Raw genomic sequence first — 19,605 nt, forward strand, 5'->3', positions numbered from 1 at the left:
TCAGTTCATCGGCTCCGGCAGCCGGCAGCCGCAGCCCCGGCAATGCAGGGCGCCCGCATCGTGGCCTTCCAGTCCGCACTCCGGGCAACCGCGGCGGTCCAGCGGCCCCCGGTCATGCGAGGCGTCGCGCAGGCTGGTGGCCAGTTCCGCCGTGTAGATGCCGGTGGGCACGGCGATGATGCTGTAGCCGATCAGGATGAGCACCGAGGTGATGGCACGGCCCAGCGGGGTCTGCGGCGCGATGTCCCCGAAGCCCACGGTCGCCATGGTGACGATGGCCCAGTACATGCTGGTGGGAATGCTGGCGAAGCCGTGCTCGGGACCTTCGACGACGTACATCAGCGCACCGAAGATGACGACCAGCGTCATGACGCTGCTGAAGAACAGCAGGATCTTGCGACGGCTGCGCCACAGGGCACCCAGCAGGATGCCGCTCTCTTCCACGTAGCGGGTCAGCTTGAGGATGCGGAACAGCCGCAGGATGCGCAGGATGCGCACCACGAGCAGGCTCTGGCTGCCGGGCACCAGCAGTGAAAGATAGGTCGGCAGGATCGACAGCAGGTCGATCATCCCCCAGATGCTCAGCGCGTAGCGCAGTGGCCGCCGCACGGTGGCCAGGCGCAGCAGGTACTCCAGCGTGAACAGTACGGTGAAACCCCATTCCAGCGCGTACAGCGTGCGGGCGTGGCGCGCATGGAAGGCCGCCACGCTGTCCAGCATGATCACGCCCACGCTGGCGAGGATGGCGACCACCAGCACCAGATCGAAGTTGCGCGCGGGTGGGGTGTCGTGCCGATAAATGATGTCGAACCAGCGCCGCCGCCAGCCGTGTTCCGCCGCCGGGTTGAGTTGAGGATCGGAGAACAGGCGCATCGTGGATCCCGTAGCCCCTCGCCACGGCCGGCAGCGCGAGGGGCGTGAGCGTCGTTGCCGCGGTGCGGGCTGTCCTGCCGCCGCACATGCGCCACAATAACCGACTGTACCGTCGTTCCGGATCACGCCCATGAGCAGCACGCCCACCGCCGACCTGCTGGCCAATGGCCAGCGTTACTACGTCCCGGTCTATCGCCCGCGCGAACTCGTGCTGGAGCGCGGCCAGGGCGCGCGCGTCTGGGACAGCGAGGGGCGCGAATTCATCGACCTGTCCGCCGGCATCGCCGTCTGCGGGCTGGGCCACAACGATCCCGACCTGGTCGCGGCCCTGACCGAGCAGGCGGGCAGGCTGTGGCATACCAGTAATGTCTTCTACAGCGAGCCACCGCTGCGCCTGGCCGAGGAACTGGTCACCGCGTCGCGTTTCGCCGAGCGCGTGTTCCTGTGCAACTCCGGCGCGGAAGCCAATGAAGCGGCGATCAAGCTGGTGCGCAAGTGGGCCGCCTCGCAGGGCCGCGCGCCGGACCAGCGTGTGATCGTGACGTTCCGTGGCAGCTTCCATGGCCGCACGCTGGCTGCCGTGACGGCGACGGCGCAACCGAAATACCAGGAGGGCTACGAGCCACTGCCCGCTGGTTTCCGCTACGTCGATTTCAACGACCTGACCCAACTGGAAATCGCCATGTCCTGCGGCGACGTAGCTGCCGTGATGCTGGAGCCGGTACAGGGTGAGGGTGGCGTGATGCCGGCCGCGCCCGGCTTCCTGGCTGGCGTGCGCGCGCTGTGCGATCACCATGGTGCGCTGCTCGTGCTGGACGAAATCCAGGCGGGCATGGGGCGCACGGGCACGCTGTTCGCACACTGGCAGGACGGCGTGGTGCCGGACATCGTGACGCTGGCCAAGGCGCTGGGCGGAGGCTTCCCGATCGGCGCGATGCTGGCCGGCCCCAAGGTGGCCGAGGTGATGCAGTTCGGTGCGCACGGCACCACCTTCGGCGGCAATCCGCTGGCGGCCGCGGTGGCGCGCGTGGCGCTGCGCAAGCTGGCTTCGCCGCAGATCGCCAACAATGTCGCCCGTCAGGCGGCCGCGTTGCGCAAGGGACTGGACGCGATGAATGCGGAACTCGGCCTGTTCTCGCAGGTGCGCGGTCGTGGCCTGATGCTGGGCGCGGTGCTCAATGCGAAGTACGCGGGGCGCGCCGGTGAGGTGCTCGACCTGGCCGCCGCGCAGGGCCTGCTGATGCTGCAGGCCGGCCCCGACGTGCTGCGTTTCGTGCCTTCGCTCAACATCACCGATGCGGAAGTGGCCGATGGCCTGCAGCGCCTGCATGCCGCGCTGCGCGCGTTCGCGGGCCGAAGAGTGGCGTGATCAGCCCGCAGGCAGTATGAGCCGCGCGATCGTCTGGCCCGCTCTGCTATCGATCCGCAGCACGATGCCGTGGCGCTCGCAGAGCCGCTGCACGATCGACAGTCCAAGGCCGAAGCCGCTGCTGTCGTGGCCTTTCACGAACGGTTCGAAGTCGACATCGCGCACGTCGCCACCGGGATTGGCGATGCGCAACGCGCTGTCTTGCATGTCGATGACGATGTGACCGGCGCGGGTGTGCGCGAAGGCGTTGCCGACGAGATTCGACAGCAGGATGTTCAGCACGGTCGCCGGCAGTGTCGTGAAGACGTGGGTTGCGACATCGACCTGCACCTCGACCGGCTTGTGCTCCAGCAGCGGAGACTGCTCGACGATGACGCGTTCCAGCAGCGGCAGCACCGGCGTCCTGATCTCCGATTCGGGCGATGCCTGCTCCCGCGCCAGCGAAAGCAGCAGCGCGACGGTCTGTTCGAGCTGGCGCGATGATTGCGCGATGTGGTCCAGATGGCGTCGTGCCGCGTCGGACAAACCGGCTTCCAGGTCCAACCGTTCAGTCGCGGTCCGGATCACCGTCAACGGCGTGCGCAATTCGTGGCTGGCGTCACGGGTGAACTCCCGTTCGCGCTCGACGAAGTCCCGGACGCGCGCGATCAGGTCGTCCAGCCGGCGGGCGACCACGCCCACTTCATCGTCCGGGAAACCGGCGGCGAAACCGGGCGGCAGCCGTTCCGGTGTCGCATCGCCCACGGCATCCGCCAGTCGCGATAGCGGTGCAGTGATGCGCCCCGCCAGCCAGCCGCCCAGCAGCAGGGCGAGCGCCACCATGGCGACCCCGGACCACACCAGCAATCGCACGATCTGCGCACGCATCGGCCGCACGACAAGCAGGGAGCTGACTTCGGCGACCAGCCACGCGGCGGGTTCGCCCGCATCGCGTGATGGCAGCGTGCGCAGGTGGTAGTGGCGGCCCTCCGCGCCGGCGAATTCGCGTCGTCGCGGCTCCTCGCGCAATACGTCGGCGATGCCGTCGGGCAGGGCCGACGCCGTTGTCGCGATCGACATGAAGCCGTCGCGTGGCGTGGTCCAGTCCCCATGTTCCTCGTGGTGTGCCTGCTGCGCGGCAGCCTCGCGGTCCAGCATCGTCTCGAAGAGCTGGTCTTCCACCGCATACACGAACAGCACGACGTACAGCGCGAACACGGCAGCGACCAGCGCGGTGAAGCCGGCGAATGCCAGCATCAGGCGGTTGCGCAGGCGTCGGCGCGGCGGGCTGTAAGGCATCATGCGTCGGCCTCCAGCCGGAAACCGACACCATGCACGGTCTTCAGCATCGGCGTGGCGAACGGTTTGTCCAGCGCCTGCCGCAGCAGGTAAAGATGCGTGCGGAGGGGATCGGACTCGGGCGGAGCGTCATCCCACAGTCGCTGGACCAGGTCGCTGCGCGTCAGCGTGCGCGGCCAAGCCTCGGCCAGCGCCAGCAGGATCTGGTAGCTGGTGGCGTGGAGGTCCAACTCGCGGCCCTCGCGGCGCGCATGGCCGTGGCGGCGGTCGACCTCCAGTGTGCCGATCCGCAGCACGTGTGTCTTCCCGGTGCGATGGCGTTGCGACAGGGCGATGCAGCGCGCCAGCAGTTCCGCGCCTGCGAACGGCTTCACAAGGTAGTCGTCGGCGCCGGCGCGGAAGCCGTGCAGCTTGTCCTCCAGCGCATCGCGCGCGGTCAGCATCAGCACGGGGACATGCCGGTCGGCCTCCGCCCGCAGGCGCTCGCAGAGACGGACGCCATCAAGCCCGGGCAGACCCAGGTCCAGTACCAGCACGTCCGGCGGCGAAGCCAGCGCCATCTGCAGTCCGCTCAGTCCGTCGCCGGCGAATTCGGCATGGATGCCTTCCGCCGTGAACAGGCCATCGAGTTGCGCGCGCAGCAACGGGTTGTCCTCGATCACCAGGATGCGGAGCGCGGTGGCCTTCATCGGTTCAACCGTCGATGCGTTGCAGGAGGGCCCTAGCTTCTTCCATGTCGGGCTTGCCTTCCAGCACACGCTGCACCAGTGCCCTGGCTTGCGCATGTTCGCCCAGCCGCAGGTGCGCTTCGGCGGCACCGAGTTTCAGCTCCGGTTGCGCCATGTACGGCATCGCCAGCTGCATCAGCTGCAGCGCGTGGCGGATGTCGTCATCGCGGGAGGCGGCCTGCGCCTGGTAGTAGCCGAGCAGGCCGAGCAGGTCGACGTGGTAGCGCGCGGTCTCGGCGGCCAGGGCGGCCGCAGCGCTCTTGGTGTCGCCTTCGCGTGCCTGTGCTGCAAGTGCCATCGTCAGTTCGTCGCGCCACGCCGTGCGCGCGACCGGCGTACGGCCCGTGGCGCGTACGATGGCCTCGGCGACACCTGGGGTTGAGTAGGGGTTCTGCCCCGTGACGAGACGGCCATCGACGACGACCTTCGGCATCATCAGCGGCGCCTCTTCCCAGCGTGCGCCGCGCTCGCGCAGCCTGTCTTCCAGCAACCAGGGAAACTCCTTCGCCCAGCGCTTGCCGAACAGGGCTTCCTCCTCGTTGGTGAAGCCGGTCAGGGTCTTGCCGTCCACGAGCGACGCGCCATTGCGCAGGCGGACGTCGACGAGCGCGGCCGGTCCGTGGCAGACCGCGCCGATCACGGCGCCGTGTTCGTACGCATCTGCCAGCAGCGATGCCAGCGCAGCATCGCGCGGCAGGTCGAACATCGCGCCCTTGCCGCCGACCACGTAGATGGCGGCGTAATCACTCGCCTTCACGTCCCGGGTTTTCCGTGTGTCGGCGAGCACGCGTGTGGCATCCGCATCGGCGAGCAGGGCCGCATTGAACGACTCCTGCGGGTTGTACTTGTCGGCTTCCACGGCACCCCCTTGCGGACTGGCGACCTCGATGGCGAAGCCGTTCGCCTTGAAGATCAGCCACGCCTGCGACAGCTCGTCGAACTCGTAGCCCGGGCGGGTCTTGCCCTGGTCACGGCCTTCGCCGCTGACGACGATCAGGATCCTGCCTGCATCCGTCGCGTGCAGCGGTGCGGCGAGGGTGGCCAGCAGGAGTGCGCAGGCCAAGTGGAACGTAAGGGGAATGAAGCGCATGAGGACGATTCTCCGGTGGGTGGGCACCAGTGTCCTGTCGCCGGATCAATCAAGGTTCAAACCAGGCCGGTCACCAGCCGGTCTGGGGGCCGAAGGCGTAGCGTTTCAGCGCCTTGCCGAGCGTGCGCCCGTCGGTCACGGTCTCCGCGTGCAGGCCGGCTTCGCGCGCGCCCTGCACGTTGGTGAACTTGTCGTCGACGAACAGTGTGCTGGTGGCGTCCCAGCCGAGCAGCTCCAGCGCATGCGTGAAGGTGGCAGGTGCCGGCTTGCGGCGCTGCAGGCCACCACTGGTCAGTACGCGGCCCTCGATCCGCGCCGCCAGCGGCGCGACGATACGCGGGATGGCCTGCGTCATCATCGCGCCGTTGTTGGTCAGCACGCCCATCGCCACGTCCGCGTGCAGCGCAGTGACACGGGTCAGCACGTCGTCCATGGCCGTGCTGCCGGCCAGCCGCGACGCGATCCATGCGTCCTCGTCAACGGCAGCGCCGATCCCTTCGCCGAGCCGCTGCAGGTAAGTGTCCGTGTCGACACTGCCGCTGTCGTACTCGGTTTCCAGCCCCGATACGAACAGCACCTCGCGCACGCGCTCGTGTTCGCAGCCGGCATGCGCGGCGAGGTGAGCGATCCGGACTTCGTGGCGGTAGTGCGCCAGGACGCCGTCGAAATCGAACAGCACCTGATGGATGCGCGGCTTCATCCAGCCGCGACTACCTTGAAGGCCTCGCGCGCGGCGACGAGCGTCGCCTCGATCACCTCGGGCGTGTGCGCGCTGGACATGAAGCCGGCCTCGAACGCCGACGGCGCCAGGTACACGCCGCGCTCCAGCATGGCGTGGAAGAAGCGGTTGAACGCCGCGGTGTCGCAGGCCACGGCCTGTGCGTAGGTATCCACCTGCTGATCCGTGAAGAACAGGCCGAACATCGCGCCGACGCGGGTCGTCGTGAGCGGCACGCCGGCAGCACGCGCGGCGGCTTCCATCCCTTCGCACAGCGCTACCGTCGCGGCAGCAAGCCCGTCGTGGAAACCCGGGGCCTGGATCAGCTCCAGCATCGCCAGACCCGCGGCCATCGCTACCGGATTGCCGCTCAGCGTGCCGGCCTGGTAGATCGGGCCGGCCGGCGCGATCTGCTGCATCAGGTCGCGCCGGCCACCGTAGGCCCCCACCGGCATGCCGCCGCCGATGATCTTGCCGAACGTGGTGAGGTCGGGCGTGATGCCGTAATGCGCCTGCGCGCCGCCGAGGGCCACGCGGAAGCCGGTCATCACTTCGTCGAAGATCAGCAGCGCGCCGTGCTGCGTGCACAACGCGCGCAGGTGCTGCAGGTAGCCTTCGCGCGGCGGCAGGCAGTTGGCGTTGCCGACCACGGGTTCGATGATCAGGCAGGCGATCTCGCCGCCGTACTGCTCGAACATGGCGGTGGCGCCTTCGAAATCGTTGTAGCTCAGCGTCAGCGTAAGCTCGCTCAGTCCCGCCGGCACGCCCGGCGAGGTCGGCACGCCCAGCGTCAGCATGCCGCTGCCGGCTTTCACCAGGAACGAGTCGCCGTGGCCGTGGTAGCAGCCTTCGAACTTGACGATGCGGTTGCGCCCGGTGGCGCCGCGCGCCAGCCGGATCGCCGACAGCGTGGCCTCGGTGCCGGAGTTGACCATGCGCACCATCTCGCACGACGGCACCAGGCGGGTGATGGTCTCCGCCATCGTCACTTCGGCCGGGCAGGGCGCGCCGTACGACAGGCCGTTCTGGATGGCCGCCTGCACCGCCTCGCGAACGGCCGGATGGTTGTGGCCGACGATCATCGGGCCCCAGGAGCCGACGTAGTCGATGTAGCGGTTGCCATCCACGTCATGCAACCAGGCGCCGTCCGCACGCTGCACGAAGAACGGTTCACCGCCCACGGACTTGAACGCGCGCACTGGCGAATTGACGCCACCGGGAAGAAGTTCCTGGGCGCGGGCGAACAGGGCGTGGGAGGTGTCGTGGTTCATGGAATGGTCCGGAAGAGAGGAAGTCGTCTGTGGGAGCGACGTCAGTCGCGATGGAATGGCCATGACGCCTCATCGCGACTGACGTCGCTCCCACAGGAGCATCAGGCGCCGCCAAAACCCTTCCGGTAAGCCCGCGCGGCGGCAACGGGATCGGCGGCCTCGAACACGCCGCCGATGACGGCGACCAGATCCGCACCGGCCGCCACCAGCGGCCCCATATTGTCCGGGGTAATGCCGCCTATCGCCACCCGCGGGACGCCCAGCGCTGCGGCGCCGGCCAGCAAGGCCGGCGTGGCGCGTCGCGTTGTCACTTTGCTGGCGGTGGGAAAGAAGGCCCCGAACGCGACGTAGCTGGCGCCCGCGGCCACCGCGCGCTTGGCCAGCGCGGCATCGTCGTAGCACGAGGCGCCGACGATGGCGTGCACGCCCAGGCGGCTGCGTGCGGCGGCGAGATCGCCGTCGTCTTCCCCCAGATGGACGCCGGCGGCGCCAACGGCCTCCGCCAGCGCGACGTCATCGTTGATGATCAGCGGCACGTTCGCCTGCGTGCAAAGCGCTTGCAGGGCCACGGCGTGCATGTGGCGAAGGCCGGCATCGGCGCCCTTCTGCCGGTATTGCAGCCACGTGGCATAGGGAAGTACCGCAGCCACGCGCGCCAGCAGGCGCGCAGTGTCGGGTTCTTCCGGCGTGATCAGGTACAGCCCGCGGGCAGTGCGGACGGGCGGCGGCGGGGCTGTCATGGGTGAACTTCCGGTGCACGGGCGGCAGTGGGACAATGGCCGCTCCTTCCAGTGTGCATTATCCGATGACCGACGCCACCGCCACCATCTTCCGCACTTGGATGTGCGTGGTCTGCGGCTTCATCTATGCCGAGGCCGACGGCCTGCCGGAAGAAGGCATCGCCCCGGGCACGCGCTGGGAAGACATCCCGGACGACTGGACCTGTCCCGACTGCGGCGTGGGCAAGGACGATTTCGAGATGGTGGAATTGGACTGACGTGCTGCCTGCACCCCTTGTAGGAGCGACGTGAGTCGCGACCGGAGGCGTCGGATGTCCGTAATGCGACCCCGGCAGGGGATGGTTGTTTACGGCGAAACAGCGTGAGGCAACGCGCGCGAAGCCGAGACGATGGAGTTCAAATTGTGCGGTCGCGACTCACGTCGCTCCTACAGGGGACGCAGGAAGTGGCCTGCTCCTGACGCTCAATGCATCCGCGACGAACGCACCGCGTTTAGCTCCACCAGCTGCTCGCGGATCGCGGACGTGTCGTTCGCCTCCGGCGCCAGCTGCAGGTAGCGCGTCAGGTCGCGCTGGGCGCCATGGCGGTGGTCCATCTTGAGGTACGCCAGGCCGCGGTCGCGCAGGGCATCGGGCTGGTCGGGCGTCAGTTTGAGCACGCGATCGACGCTGCGCGCGGCGCGGTCCCACTCCTCGCGCTCGGCGTACACGCCGTGCAGGTTGCGCAGCGTGCGCACCAGGATCGCGCGCGGTGAGGCAGGGTTGAGGATGTGCAGCAGCGCCGCATCATCGGGGACATCGCCGCCGAGGTGCGGCTTGGCGCGTTCGCGCAGTTCGTCCACGCCCAGCGGGCGGCCACCGTTGAAGGGGTCCATCACCAGCAGGCCGTCGTCCACCGGCAGGCGCACCAGGAAATGGCCGGGGAAGGACACGCCGTCCAGCGGCACGCCCAGCCGGTGGGCCACTTCGATCTGCACCATCGCCAGCGATACCGGGTTGCCCAGCCGGCGCTCGAAGACCTGGTTGAGGTAGCTGTTGCGCGGGTCGTAGTACTCGTCGTGGTTGCCGGTATAGCCCAGTTCGTCGAACAGGTGCCGGTTGATGGCGGCCATCTTCAGCGGCCACGGTTCGATGGTGTCGATCTCGTGGCGCAGGTGCTCGGCGTGGCTCTGGACAAGCGTGTCGTACAGATCGGCATCCAGGTCGGGGTACTCGTCGCGCGCGATCAGCAGCGCGGTTTCCAGCAGCGGCACGGTTTCATCCGCCTGGCTGGCCAACGCATTCCATTCCGGCAATGTCAGTCGATCCCCCATGGGCACAGATTGGGGCCGTTCGCGCCGACAATCAAGCCTCAGCGGACGGGTGGAATGCCATCGCCGAGGCCCAGTTCCGCGCCGTCCTGGAGCTTCAGCCGCTCCGCTTCGCCTGCATTGAGTTCAAGCACGTAACGGGCCGGCCGGGCGCTGGGGTAGGACGGGCAGGCATTGCCGCCGGAACAGGGCGGCACGTTGCGCTGCTGCGACACCAGCTTGCGGCCGTTGTCGAAGTAGAGGATATCCAGTGCGATGCGGGTGTTCTTCATCCAGTACGCCTGCGGCTCTTCGGCGTCGTGGATGAAGAGCATGCCGGTGCCGGTGGCCAGTTCGTCGCGGAACATCAACCCGCGCGCACGCTCGGCATCGTCATCGGCGATCTCCACCGTGAAGCGCTCGCCGCCCACTTCGACCCATGGCCCGCCGTTGGCGCAGCCGCTGAGGAAAAGGGCAAAAGCGAGCACGGTCAGCTGGGGAAGGCGCATGTCGAAGTCCGCTGTTCGAGGAGGGCCGTAGTGTAGCGCCGTGCCCGGAGCCTGTCGGTCTGCGGTGATGCGCGCGCGCCGCAGCGGGTTCAGTCCGTGCGCAGCTTCGCGGCGATCTTCTCCGCCGCGAGCCGGTTGTCGCGATAGTAGGCGGCGTTCTCCGCCAGCGCGTGCCAGCGCTGCTGGTCTTCCACGTGATGGCGCAGCTGGCGGACGACGCTGGGCATCAGCTGGCGATGGCTTGCGCTGTCCGCACGCTGCGCGACCTGCAGCAGGTCGAGCAGCAGCAGGATGCCGTCATGGTTGCGTTCGGCCTGCCTGCGTGCCGCAAGGAACAGCCTGTCGAGCCCCGCCGGCGGCAGCCTGGCGAGGCCCGGGTCTGCCAGGCTGTGTCCAGGATCGGCCTGCAGCACGTGCAATGCGTCATCCAGCGGAATGTGGGACGGCGCGGACATCGCCATATCACACGTATCAGTGGCGGGCGCTTCGGGCCCATTGGCGTCCATCAGTGGCATCGACATCTCCTTGTGTCTGTGGGAGTGCTCGCGATGGCCCGGCTTTCCGTTGGCAGGAACGTCGCCACGCGATCGGGATCGACTTTATGAACTCGATAAGTTCACGTCAATTAACTTAACTGGTTAATAAGTGTGATTCGCCGCCGCTAACGTTCCCCGCATGGGCAACGAGCGGGAAAAATTCTCACAGCGACTGGCGCATGCCATGCAGCAGGCCGGCTATGAGCCACGCCCAACGGTTTTGTTCCATCTGTTCAACACCCGCTATCGCGGCCGCTCTGTCACTTTCCAGACCACATCGCGCTGGCTCGGTGGCCGCGCGATTCCCGCGCAGGACAAGCTGCAGGTGCTGGCGGACCTGCTGGGAGCGGATCCGCATACTCTGCGCTTCGGCACGAGCCCTCGTTCACGCGTGGCCGAAACGCGGGCCACGTGGCCTGTGGGTGCCGGCAGCCGCGAACGCCAGGTGATCGATGCCTTCCTGCGGTTGCCTCCCAAGAAGCGCGAACTCGTGGGCGAACTGGTGAAGGCGCTGGCGGACGAGGCGTAGAAGCGCTCGGCCGCCCCGTGTCCGTCGCCTAGCGCAGCACGACCGGCGGTTCGCCGCCGACGATGACGATATCCGCAGGACGGCGGGCGAACAGGCCCACGCTGACCACCCCGGGGATCTGGTTGATCTCGCGCTCCATCGCCACCGGGTCGGTGATCGACAGGTTGTGGATGTCCAGCACCACGTTGCCGTTGTCGGTGGTCACGCCGTCGCGCCACACCGGCTGGCCGCCGGTCAGGGCGAGGATCTCGCGCGCCACCAGGCTGCGCGCCATCGGAATCACCTCCACCGGCAGCGGGAACCTGCCCAGCACCGGCACCTGCTTGCTGGGGTCGACGATGCAGACGAACTGCTTGCTGGCCTCGGCGATGATCTTCTCGCGCGTCAGCGCCGCGCCGCCACCCTTGATCAGGCGCTTGTGCGGATCGCATTCATCGGCGCCGTCCACGTACAGCGACAGCGTGCCGGTGTGGTTGAGGTCGAGCACTTCGATGCCGTGCTGCCTCAGCCGCGCGGTGCTCTGCTCGGAGCTGGACACCGCGCCCTTGATGCGGTCCTTGATGCCGCCTAGTGCGTCGATGAAGAAAGCGACGGTGGAACCGGTGCCCACGCCGACGATCATGCCGTCCTCGACGAATTCGATGGCCTTCTCGCCGGCCAGGCGCTTTGCTTCGCTCATGGGTTCAACACTCGTGTAAAGGAGGAGGGGCGTTGTAGGAGCGACGTCAGTCGCGACCGGGAAGCTGGAGCATCGGGGAAACCCGGTGCGACAGGGAGGAGAAGTTCACCGTGCTGCGGCTTTCCGGTCTTCCAAGGCACACGGTCGCGACTGACGTCGCTCCTACAGGGACTGCGGTTATTCCAGCGCCAGCAGGTATTTCCACTGTGCGGCCGTCACCGGCGATACGGAAAGGCGGCTGCCGCGCTGGGTCAGCGCGAAGCCTTCCCCCAGCGCATCGGCATGCTGCTTGACCTCGTCCAGCGTGATGGTGCGCGTAAGCTTGCGTTCGAACGTCACGTCCACCAGCGACCAGCGCGGATCTTCGCGCGTGCTTTTGGGGTCGTGGTAGTCGGACTTCGGATCGAATTGCGTTTCGTCCGGATACGCGGTGCTGGACACGGTGGCGGTGCCGACGATGCCCGGCTCCTTGCAGTTGGAGTGGTAGAACAGCACGCCATCGCCTACCTGCATGCTGCGCATGAAGTTGCGCGCCTGGTAGTTGCGCACGCCGTTCCACGGCTCGGTGCCGACCTTTTTCAGGTCATCGATGGAGAAAGCATCCGGTTCCGACTTCATCAGCCAGTAGCGCTTGCGGGCGGTCATGGTGGGGCGTCCGGCAAAGAGGAGGAAGGAAGCAGCGTGTCGCGCTCGGTGCAGATGGCATCCAGCGGTACGTCCCAGGCCTGCGCACCGACCGTGTCGATGCGCTGCGCCTCGAAGCCGACCCCGACCAGCCACGGCGGCGCGGGGCGTTGCAGGCGTGGCGCCAGCGTGCGGTCGTACCAGCCACCCCCCATGCCGAGACGGTGGCCCGCGGCGTCGAACCCAACCAGCGGCACGACGATCAAGGCCATCTCGGTGGCGGTCAGGCCGGTGCGTGGATCGACATCCGGTTCGGGAATGCCGTAGCGGTTGGTCACCAGCTCATCGCCGGGTCGCCAAGGGGCGAAGCGCAGCGTCTCGTCATCGGCCAATACGGGCAGGCAATAGACCAGGCCGGGCGGCAGGCGCAGCTGCCAGCTGTGCAGGCCGATTTCGCCGTCCATCGCCCAATAGCCGGCGACATAACCGGTGGCAGGGAAAAAGGGCAGGGCGAACAGGCGCGTGGCGAGTGCATCGGCGCCGGCAATGCGCTCGGCGGCGGGCAGGGCGCGGCGGCGCACGCGAAGCTCACGGCGCAGCGCATTGCGCTCGGCGGCCATGGCGAAAGACGGGGAGTCGGGCATGCGCGAATTTTACGGCATGCGCACCGGCGTTGCCGGTGGATCCGCGGGAGCGGCGTCAGTCACGGCCCTGGGCGTCGGATCCCTAGTGCAATCGGCTTCGTTTCGAAGTCATCCCGCTCAAGGGCGGGTGCAACAGGACCGGCCGGGTCGCGGCTGATGCCGCTGCCGCGGGAAAAATACGTCCTCCGCCATGCACGATGTTCGCGAAACGACCTTGAACCCGGGGTTCAAGTGGGAAGGTTGGGCAACCATCGGGCTTTCCGCTGCGAGGCAGACCTGCACTCCCGGTAACCGTCACCATCCCGTGGTCGTAATTAAGGGACAAGGCGAATGTTTGCGCTCACTGTCGAGTACAGCAGAGGACGCTTGGCCAGTATAGCGATTGAAGACTTTTTGCCTAGCCCGTTCGTCGGCCGATTCAGTGCGCGGTCGGCGACATGCACACGCTGTTACGGCGTACCCAGCACGCCGTCGAGCTTGCGGTGCAGGTCCTGCAGCGTGCGTTCGACATCGCGGTTGCGTGCGTGCTGTTCATCGCGCAACTGTTGCAATTCGTGTGCCAGGTTCAGCGCGGCCAGCACGGCGATGCGGTCGACCGCGGCCATGCGGTTGCTGCCGCGCACTTCGCGCATGCGGCTGTCGAGCAGCTTGGCGGCGGCCATCAGGCTGGAGCGTTCGTCAGGCGCGACGCCGACGGTGTACTCGCGGTCCAGGAGGTGGACGCTGACCGGTTCGTTGGCGCTCACGTGTGCTGCTCCAGGGATTTCAGGCGGCTGATCATCGCTTCCACCCGTGAACGCGCCTGTTCGTTCTTGGCCAGCAGCTGCGAGCGTTCGCCGACGAGCTGTTCCTGCTGCTGGCGCAGGCTGCGGTTCTCGTCCGCCAGGCGATGGCAGCGGTCCGCCAGGTCCTGGATGCGCGTGCTGAGTGCGCGAAGCTGGTCGAGCAGGTCGGCGTTGTCCATGGCGGGCACATTAGGCATGCGCTTGGCGGGCGGTCAAGGGCGACCGGGGTTGTGGGAGCGAGGTCAGTCTCGACACCCGACCCCTGATCGCCACTGGCGCCGCCCCCAAAAGGGAACTCAGGAGGCGACGCGCATGCCCGAGCCGGGGTAGTAGTCGCGGATGAAGCGCAGGCACTGGTCCGGGCTCAGCGCCTGCGAGACCCAGTGGCCCTGGACTTCGTCGCAGCCGTGGTTGCGCAGGAACTCGTACTGGTCCCACGTTTCCACGCCCTCGGCCACCACCTTCAGCGCCAGCGACTGGCCCATGGTGATGATGGTGCTGGTGATCGCTTCGTCGTCGGTATCGTGGGTGAGGTCGCTGATGAACTCGCGGTCGATCTTCAGCGTCGTCAATGGCAGGCGCTTCAGGTACGCCAGCGACGAGTAGCCGGTGCCGAAATCATCGATCGCCAGCGAAATGCCCAGCCGGCGGCAGGCGCGCAGCGTGTCCGCGTTCTGTTCGGGGCTGGCCATCACCACGCTTTCGGTCAGTTCGAGCTCCAGCCTGCTGGCGGGAACGCCCGTCTCCTGGAGCGTGCGCGCCACCACCGCCTGCAGGTCGCCGCGCTGGAGCTGGGTGGCGGACACGTTCACCGCCATCGAAAGTTCTTCCATGCCTTCGTCGTGCCAGTTGCGCAGGGTCAGGCACGCTTCGCGCAACGCCCAGGCGCCGATCTCCAGGATCATCCCGGATTCTTCGGCCAGGGGAATGAACTGTGCCGGCGAGACCATGCCGAATTCCTTGCTGTCCCAGCGCAGCAGCGCCTCCACGCCGGTGATGCGCTGGCGCGAGATCGACAGGCGCGGCTGGAACACCAGCGACAACTCGTTGCGGTCGATCGCGCGGCGCAGTGCGCTGGCGAGGATCGCGCGGTGCCGGTTCTTCTCGTCCATCGACTCGGAGTACATCTCGTACGTATGCCGGCCCATCGCCTTGGCCTGGTACATGGCGGTATCGGCATGCTTCAGCAGCTCGGTCGGCACCTGCGCATGTTCGGGATACAGGCTGATGCCAATCGACGGCGACACCGCCAGCTCCAGCCGCTCGCCGAAATTCAGCGGGGCACGGAACGCCTGGATGATGCGCTGTGCCACGGCCTCCGCGTCGGGCATGCCGTTGATGTCTTCCAGCACCACGGTGAACTCGTCGCCGCTCAGGCGCGCCACCGTGTGCTGGGTGCCCACCGTCTGCTGCACGCGCGCGGCGGCGGCGCGCAGGATGCGGTCGCCGGTGGCGTGGCCCAGCGAGTCGTTGATGTCCTTGAACCGGTCCAGGTCGATGAACAGCACCGCCACGTGCCCGTGCTCGCGACGCGCCCGCACGATGGCACGCGACAGGCGCTCGGACAGCAGCGAACGGTTCGGCAGGCTGGTCAGGGTGTCGTAGTTGGCCAGGTAGCGCAGTTCCTGCTCGGCCCGCTTCTGTTCGGTGATATCGGTGAGCACCTGCACGTACAGCGGGCGTTCGCCGCTGGCATCGGGCACCACGTTGGTCTCGATGCGGCAGAGGATCTCCTCGCCGTCCTTGCGCACCTTCCAGATCTCACCGGACCAGCGCCCGGTGAGCCGCAGCTCGCGGTTCATCCGTTCGAAGAACGCGTCCTCGTGCTGGTCGCTGTCCAGCATGGTCATCGGCTGGCCGATGATTTCTTCTTCGGCGTAGCCGGTGATGCGGGTGAACGCCGGGTTGATGGTGATGAACTGGTGCGCCCAGTCCAGCACCGCGACGGCCTCGTTCATGCTGCGCATCACCTCGCCGGCGATGCGGTGCTCGTATTCGGCATTCCGGCTGGCGGTGATGTCGCGCGCGGTGCCGGCGATGCGGATCGGCTGGCCCTCGGTGTCGCGATCGACCACCCGGCCGCGTGCGCGCACCCACACCCACGTCCCGTTGCCATGCATGTCCATGCGGTGTTCGGACGTGAAGATCGGCGCCTTGCCCTGCAGGTGCAGGCGCAGGCGCTCCATCACCAAGGGCAGGTCTTCCTCGTGGATGGTCGGCACCTCGCCCTGCCGCGTGAGCACGGTGATGTCGCCCGTCTGCACGGCGGTCTCGTCGGCGCGCATCCGGTACAGCCTGCGCTGCACCAGGTCGTAGTCCCAGAACTGTTCGCCGGACGCCCATAGCGCCAGCTTCAGGCGCTCGTCGCGGTTGCGCAGGGATTCGCTGCGCAAGGGTTCCTGCGGCAATCGCCGGGCTGCCAGCCAGGCCTGCCACCAGCGGCGCGTGCCGATCGCCACCACGCCCGCCAGCACCACGCCGGCAAGCAGCATGACCGGCACCCGGGACGACAGCGGGGACGCCGTTGCGAGGAGTGCGACGACAGAGGGGGCGTGCATGCGGGTGGACGAACCGTGCCGAGCCTGAGCGATGCTGGAGTGTAGGCATGCGTACACACGCACAACAAGCCGGTGCGCGGGTTTTCGTTGCTACACTTGCGAGGTTGTCCGAAACCCTTGGCGGATTGCGTTCCTCTATGCCCGACCTTCCCGATATCGCCGACGTGACTGCCGCTTCCCGCCAGTTGGGACTGGCCATGGAGGCGCCGGAACTGCATGGCGCACTGTGCGGCTGGCTGGCCGGTGGCGGTGCCGCCGATGGCACCTGGCTGGCCCGCGCGCTGGCCGACGATCAACTGCCTGCCCCGGCCGCTGGCAGTGCCCTGGACCAGCTGCGCGAGACCGCCGTGGCGCAGCTCGAAGACCGCAGCTTCGCCTTCGACCTGCTGTTGCCGGCCGCCGACCGTCCGCTGGACGAGCGTGCCGAAGCGCTGTTCTCGTGGTGCCAGGGTTTCCTGGGCGCGTTCGGGCTGGCGACGGGCGCCTCGCCGCCCCTCTCCGAAGAAGGACAGGAAGCGCTGCAGGACCTCGCGCGGCTGGCCCAGGCGTCGGCCGAAAGCAGTGACGATGATGAAGATGAAGATGCCCTGGCCGAACTGGAAGAGTTCGTCCGCGTCGCCGTCCTGTTGCTGCATGGCGATTGCGTGCTCGGGCCCCGGCATCGCCGGAGCCTGAACTGATGAAGGCACTGGCCGGGATCAGCGCGGCCGAGTTCGCCCGCCGCCGCAGGCAGTTGATGCGGCTGGCCGGCAACGACGCCATCCTCGTCCTGCCCGCCGCGCCGGAGCGCGTCCGCAGCCACGACACGCACTATCCGTACCGGCAGGATTCGGACTTCTGGTACCTGTGCGGGTTTCCCGAGCCGGATGCCGTGCTGGTGCTGGTGCCGGGCCGCAAGCACGGCGAGACCATCCTGTTCTGCCGCGAACGCGACCCCGAGCGCGAAGGCTGGGATGGCCCGCGCGCCGGCCAGGAGGGCGCGGTCAACGACTACGGCATGGACGATGCCTATCCCATCGACGACCTGGACGAGATCCTGCCCGGCCTGCTGGAAGGGCGCTCGCGCGTCTACTACCACTTCGGCCGCGATGCCGATTTCGACCTCAAGCTGATCGGCTGGGTGCGCCACGTGCGCGCGCACGTCAAGCAGGGCGCGCAGCCGCCGCACGAATTCCTCGAGCTCGGCCACTTGCTGCACGACCTGCGGCTGTTCAAGTCCAAGGAAGAAATCAAGCTGATGCAGCGCGCCGCCGACGTCAGCGTGCTGGCGCACCAGGCCGCCTATCGCGCCGCGAAACCCGGCATCCGCGAGTACGAACTGCAGGCCGACGTGGAGCGCGTGTTCCGTGCCCACGACGCCTGGCCGGCCTACAACAGCATCGTGGGCGCCGGCCGCAATGCGTGCGTGCTGCATTACCGCGCCAATACCGCACAGGCGCGCGACGGCGAGCTGGTGCTGATCGATGCCGGCGCCGAATACCGTGGCTATGCCGCCGACATCACCCGCACGTTTCCGGTCAACGGCCGCTTCACCGCCGCGCAACGCGCGCTGCACGACCTGGTCGGCGATGCCCAGCGCGCCGCGTTGTCGTGCGCACGCGTTGGCGTGCCCTACGAGGCCGGGCACGTCGCGGCCGTGGAAACCCTCACTGAAGGCCTGCTCAGGCTGGGCCTGCTGAAAGGCAAACTGGAAAAGAACCTCGCCGAAGGGACCTATCGCCGCTTCTACCGCCACAAGACCGGCCACTGGCTGGGCCTGGACGTGCACGACGTGGGCGACTACCGCATCGAGGGCGAATCGCGCCTGCTGGAGCCGGGCATGGTGTTCACCATCGAGCCCGGCCTGTACGTCGGCCATGACGACGAGACCGTCGACCCGAAGTGGCGCGGCATCGGCATCCGCACCGAGGACGACGTGCTGGTCACCGACGGCGAGCCCGTCGTGCTGACCGACGCGCTGGCACGCAGTGCCGATGAGATCGAGGCGGCGATGGCGGGGTGAGGGGCACGGGGTGGCCAAGGACATTTGGCCTCGCTGCCGAGCCGTTGAACCTCGCGCCCGCACCTCAATGGTTCAAGGCCAAGGCAAAGAGCAACTTGCCCGAACCGGAACGGGGCGACGGTAAGGCGAATTGCCTCGCCGCCTCACCTGAAAGCATCTCGATGCCGAGGCAAATTTCCTTGTCATCCCACCTTCGAGGTTCGCGGCCGAGGAAAAAAGCCTCGTCATCGAGGCTCCATGCTCTGCGTGCGTGCCATTTTGGGTCGAATTCTCACTGTGCTGCGCTCACCCCGGCCTATGGTTCTGGGGATGACTTGCCCGGCAGGCACCTGCACGCTAGCGTTGCCATCTTCAGGGAGGACTCGCATGCGCATCCGGAAGGGAATCGTTGTCTTCGCGGCCTTTATGTGGGCTGCCTTGGCGCAGGCCACTCCGTTGCCGCCCTCGCCGGCCAGCATCGAGCCAGAAGTCGTGGAAGCCCTGCTCGACCGCGATGCCCCGCCTGCGACACGCGACCGCGCCATGCAGCAACTCGTCGCCAGCGCGCAGGCGGGCGACGGGTATGCGGCGTTCTACCTGGGCGCGCTGTACCGGCACGGCATGGACCATCCCGCGAGGCGCGTCGAGCGCGACGTGGAGACCGCGCGATTCTGGCTGGAAAAGTGCGTGGCCTCTCCCCGCTGTCCACTGGTGGCGCTGGCCTCGCTGGCGGAACTGGAACTCGCCGCCGGCAATGCCAAACCCGCCATGCAGTGGGGACAGGCATGGGTGGTGCTTGACCGGGAGTTGGAAAAGCGCACGCGCGGTCCGCGGCCGCACGACAACACCATCGACATTCCGTTCCGCCATACCGCGTACCACGCCTATCTGCTCGACCGCTGCTACAAGGCGATGGCGCCGGCGCGCGATGCCGAATCGCTGGGCCGCACCTGGTTCGACGAACTGGCGCGCACGCACGGGCCGCAACTCGACCGCATGCTGTTCACCGCGCTGGACGAACAATCACCCGGCGGCAGCGAGGGCGAGGGCCGTCCGCACTTGCAGATAGCGACCGAGGCGCAGCGAACGAAGACCATGGGCGGCGACGTGCGGATTCCCATAGGCCCGTCGCTGGGCTACTTCCTCTACCGCGGCAGTCCAGCCGGCGGCCGAGCCGAAGGCGTATGGATGATCGAGGCGCTGCCCAATCCCGCTGGCGCGCGTGGGTTGGAAGCGCAAGCGCGCGGAGTGCGGACGCGGCCTTATATCCCCGACGCGGAGGGCCGACGCGCGTATGCTTATCTTCCGCTGACATTCAACGATGGCGCCTACTCGCTGACGCCACAGCGTTAGACCCGTATGCACGACTGCCGGACCGTGAGCGCGACGCTGCCGAGCGGACAGG

22 protein-coding genes and 1 other RNA gene are annotated in these 19,605 nt (G+C 67.6%); 6 read left to right on the forward strand and 17 right to left on the reverse strand.

Annotated elements, in window-relative coordinates; translation table 11 throughout:
* Nucleotides 1–873 carry an ion transporter gene (locus tag FB548_RS14825; RefSeq protein ID WP_142125576.1) on the reverse strand — a complete coding sequence of 291 codons (873 nt, stop codon included), beginning with the start codon at nt 871–873 and terminating at the stop codon, nt 1–3.
* Between the two features lie 130 nt (nt 874–1,003).
* Between FB548_RS14825 and FB548_RS14830 the strand changes: the two genes are divergently transcribed.
* A complete protein-coding gene (locus FB548_RS14830; RefSeq protein ID WP_142125577.1) occupies nt 1,004–2,242 on the forward strand; it encodes an acetylornithine transaminase in 1,239 nt (412 codons plus the stop codon).
* Here the strand turns inward: FB548_RS14830 and FB548_RS14835 are convergent, their stop codons facing one another.
* From FB548_RS14835 to thiE, 6 genes are all read right to left on the reverse strand, one after another.
* Entirely contained in the window at nt 2,243–3,523 is a 1,281-nt protein-coding gene (locus FB548_RS14835; protein WP_142125578.1) for a HAMP domain-containing sensor histidine kinase, read from the reverse strand.
* Nucleotides 3,520–4,209 carry a response regulator transcription factor gene (locus tag FB548_RS14840; protein WP_142125579.1) on the reverse strand — a complete coding sequence of 230 codons (690 nt, stop codon included), beginning with the start codon at nt 4,207–4,209 and terminating at the stop codon, nt 3,520–3,522. The genes FB548_RS14835 and FB548_RS14840 overlap by 4 nt, the downstream gene beginning before the upstream one ends.
* A 4-nt stretch (nt 4,210–4,213) precedes the next feature.
* Nucleotides 4,214–5,338: a DJ-1/PfpI family protein gene (locus FB548_RS14845; protein WP_142125580.1), complete on the reverse strand. Its 1,125-nt coding sequence runs from the start codon at nt 5,336–5,338 to the stop codon at nt 4,214–4,216.
* Nucleotides 5,339–5,408: 70 nt separating this feature from the next.
* Nucleotides 5,409–6,038 carry an HAD-IA family hydrolase gene (locus tag FB548_RS14850; RefSeq protein WP_142125581.1) on the reverse strand — a complete coding sequence of 210 codons (630 nt, stop codon included), beginning with the start codon at nt 6,036–6,038 and terminating at the stop codon, nt 5,409–5,411.
* The gene (gene hemL, locus FB548_RS14855; protein ID WP_142125582.1) at nt 6,035–7,327 is read right to left on the reverse strand and encodes a glutamate-1-semialdehyde 2,1-aminomutase; all 1,293 of its coding nucleotides are present in this window, start codon (nt 7,325–7,327) and stop codon (nt 6,035–6,037) included. Before hemL ends, FB548_RS14850 begins: the two co-directional genes overlap by 4 nt.
* A 101-nt stretch (nt 7,328–7,428) precedes the next feature.
* The gene (gene thiE, locus FB548_RS14860) at nt 7,429–8,067 is read right to left on the reverse strand and encodes a thiamine phosphate synthase (protein ID WP_142125583.1); all 639 of its coding nucleotides are present in this window, start codon (nt 8,065–8,067) and stop codon (nt 7,429–7,431) included.
* Nucleotides 8,068–8,102: 35 nt separating this feature from the next.
* Here thiE and FB548_RS14865 point away from each other — a divergent pair, with 35 nt between their 5' ends.
* Nucleotides 8,103–8,324 carry a rubredoxin gene (locus FB548_RS14865; RefSeq protein WP_185742129.1) on the forward strand — a complete coding sequence of 74 codons (222 nt, stop codon included), beginning with the start codon at nt 8,103–8,105 and terminating at the stop codon, nt 8,322–8,324.
* A gap of 206 nt (nt 8,325–8,530) precedes the next feature.
* Here the strand turns inward: FB548_RS14865 and FB548_RS14870 are convergent, their stop codons facing one another.
* The 3 genes from FB548_RS14870 to FB548_RS14880 form a co-directional block, all read right to left on the reverse strand.
* Nucleotides 8,531–9,379, reverse strand: a complete 849-nt coding sequence (locus FB548_RS14870; protein ID WP_142125585.1) for a SirB1 family protein — start codon at nt 9,377–9,379, stop codon at nt 8,531–8,533.
* 38 nt (nt 9,380–9,417) lie between these two features.
* Nucleotides 9,418–9,864 carry a DUF192 domain-containing protein gene (locus FB548_RS14875; RefSeq protein ID WP_142125586.1) on the reverse strand — a complete coding sequence of 149 codons (447 nt, stop codon included), beginning with the start codon at nt 9,862–9,864 and terminating at the stop codon, nt 9,418–9,420.
* An 89-nt stretch (nt 9,865–9,953) separates the two neighbouring features.
* Nucleotides 9,954–10,319, reverse strand: a complete 366-nt coding sequence (locus FB548_RS14880) for a hypothetical protein (RefSeq protein ID WP_142125587.1) — start codon at nt 10,317–10,319, stop codon at nt 9,954–9,956.
* A gap of 220 nt (nt 10,320–10,539) precedes the next feature.
* Between FB548_RS14880 and FB548_RS14885 the strand changes: the two genes are divergently transcribed.
* Complete coding sequence (locus FB548_RS14885) at nt 10,540–10,929, forward strand: transcriptional regulator (RefSeq protein WP_142125588.1); 390 nt, start codon at nt 10,540–10,542, stop codon at nt 10,927–10,929.
* A gap of 28 nt (nt 10,930–10,957) precedes the next feature.
* Here FB548_RS14885 and rpiA read toward each other — a convergent pair whose 3' ends face one another.
* The 7 genes from rpiA to FB548_RS14920 form a co-directional block, all read right to left on the reverse strand.
* Nucleotides 10,958–11,608 carry a ribose-5-phosphate isomerase RpiA gene (gene rpiA, locus FB548_RS14890; protein WP_142125589.1) on the reverse strand — a complete coding sequence of 217 codons (651 nt, stop codon included), beginning with the start codon at nt 11,606–11,608 and terminating at the stop codon, nt 10,958–10,960.
* 177 nt (nt 11,609–11,785) lie between these two features.
* Nucleotides 11,786–12,253 carry an EVE domain-containing protein gene (locus tag FB548_RS14895; RefSeq protein WP_142125590.1) on the reverse strand — a complete coding sequence of 156 codons (468 nt, stop codon included), beginning with the start codon at nt 12,251–12,253 and terminating at the stop codon, nt 11,786–11,788.
* Complete coding sequence (locus FB548_RS14900; RefSeq protein WP_142125904.1) at nt 12,250–12,852, reverse strand: 5-formyltetrahydrofolate cyclo-ligase; 603 nt, start codon at nt 12,850–12,852, stop codon at nt 12,250–12,252. Before FB548_RS14900 ends, FB548_RS14895 begins: the two co-directional genes overlap by 4 nt.
* 202 nt (nt 12,853–13,054) lie before the next feature.
* Nucleotides 13,055–13,241, reverse strand: a non-coding RNA gene (ssrS, locus tag FB548_RS14905) — 6S RNA.
* Nucleotides 13,242–13,325: 84 nt separating this feature from the next.
* Nucleotides 13,326–13,622, reverse strand: coding sequence for a cell division protein ZapA (locus tag FB548_RS14910; protein WP_142125591.1), 297 nt, complete (start codon nt 13,620–13,622; stop codon nt 13,326–13,328).
* Nucleotides 13,619–13,840, reverse strand: a complete 222-nt coding sequence (locus FB548_RS14915; RefSeq protein ID WP_142125592.1) for a TIGR02449 family protein — start codon at nt 13,838–13,840, stop codon at nt 13,619–13,621. Before FB548_RS14915 ends, FB548_RS14910 begins: the two co-directional genes overlap by 4 nt.
* A 117-nt stretch (nt 13,841–13,957) precedes the next feature.
* Nucleotides 13,958–16,219: a GGDEF domain-containing phosphodiesterase gene (locus FB548_RS14920; RefSeq protein ID WP_185742130.1), complete on the reverse strand. Its 2,262-nt coding sequence runs from the start codon at nt 16,217–16,219 to the stop codon at nt 13,958–13,960.
* A 137-nt stretch (nt 16,220–16,356) separates the two neighbouring features.
* Between FB548_RS14920 and FB548_RS14925 the strand changes: the two genes are divergently transcribed.
* The 3 genes from FB548_RS14925 (at nt 16,357) to FB548_RS14935 (ending at nt 19,553) form a co-directional block, all read left to right on the forward strand.
* Nucleotides 16,357–16,899, forward strand: a complete 543-nt coding sequence (locus tag FB548_RS14925) for a UPF0149 family protein (protein WP_142125594.1) — start codon at nt 16,357–16,359, stop codon at nt 16,897–16,899.
* Complete coding sequence (locus FB548_RS14930; RefSeq protein ID WP_142125595.1) at nt 16,899–18,221, forward strand: aminopeptidase P N-terminal domain-containing protein; 1,323 nt, start codon at nt 16,899–16,901, stop codon at nt 18,219–18,221. The genes FB548_RS14925 and FB548_RS14930 overlap by 1 nt, the downstream gene beginning before the upstream one ends.
* A gap of 366 nt (nt 18,222–18,587) precedes the next feature.
* Nucleotides 18,588–19,553 carry a hypothetical protein gene (locus FB548_RS14935; RefSeq protein WP_142125596.1) on the forward strand — a complete coding sequence of 322 codons (966 nt, stop codon included), beginning with the start codon at nt 18,588–18,590 and terminating at the stop codon, nt 19,551–19,553.
* Nucleotides 19,554–19,605 lie beyond the last annotated feature (52 nt).

The sequence above is a fragment of the Pseudoxanthomonas sp. 3HH-4 genome, from assembly GCF_006716465.1.
Lineage (GTDB): Bacteria > Pseudomonadota > Gammaproteobacteria > Xanthomonadales > Xanthomonadaceae > Pseudoxanthomonas_A.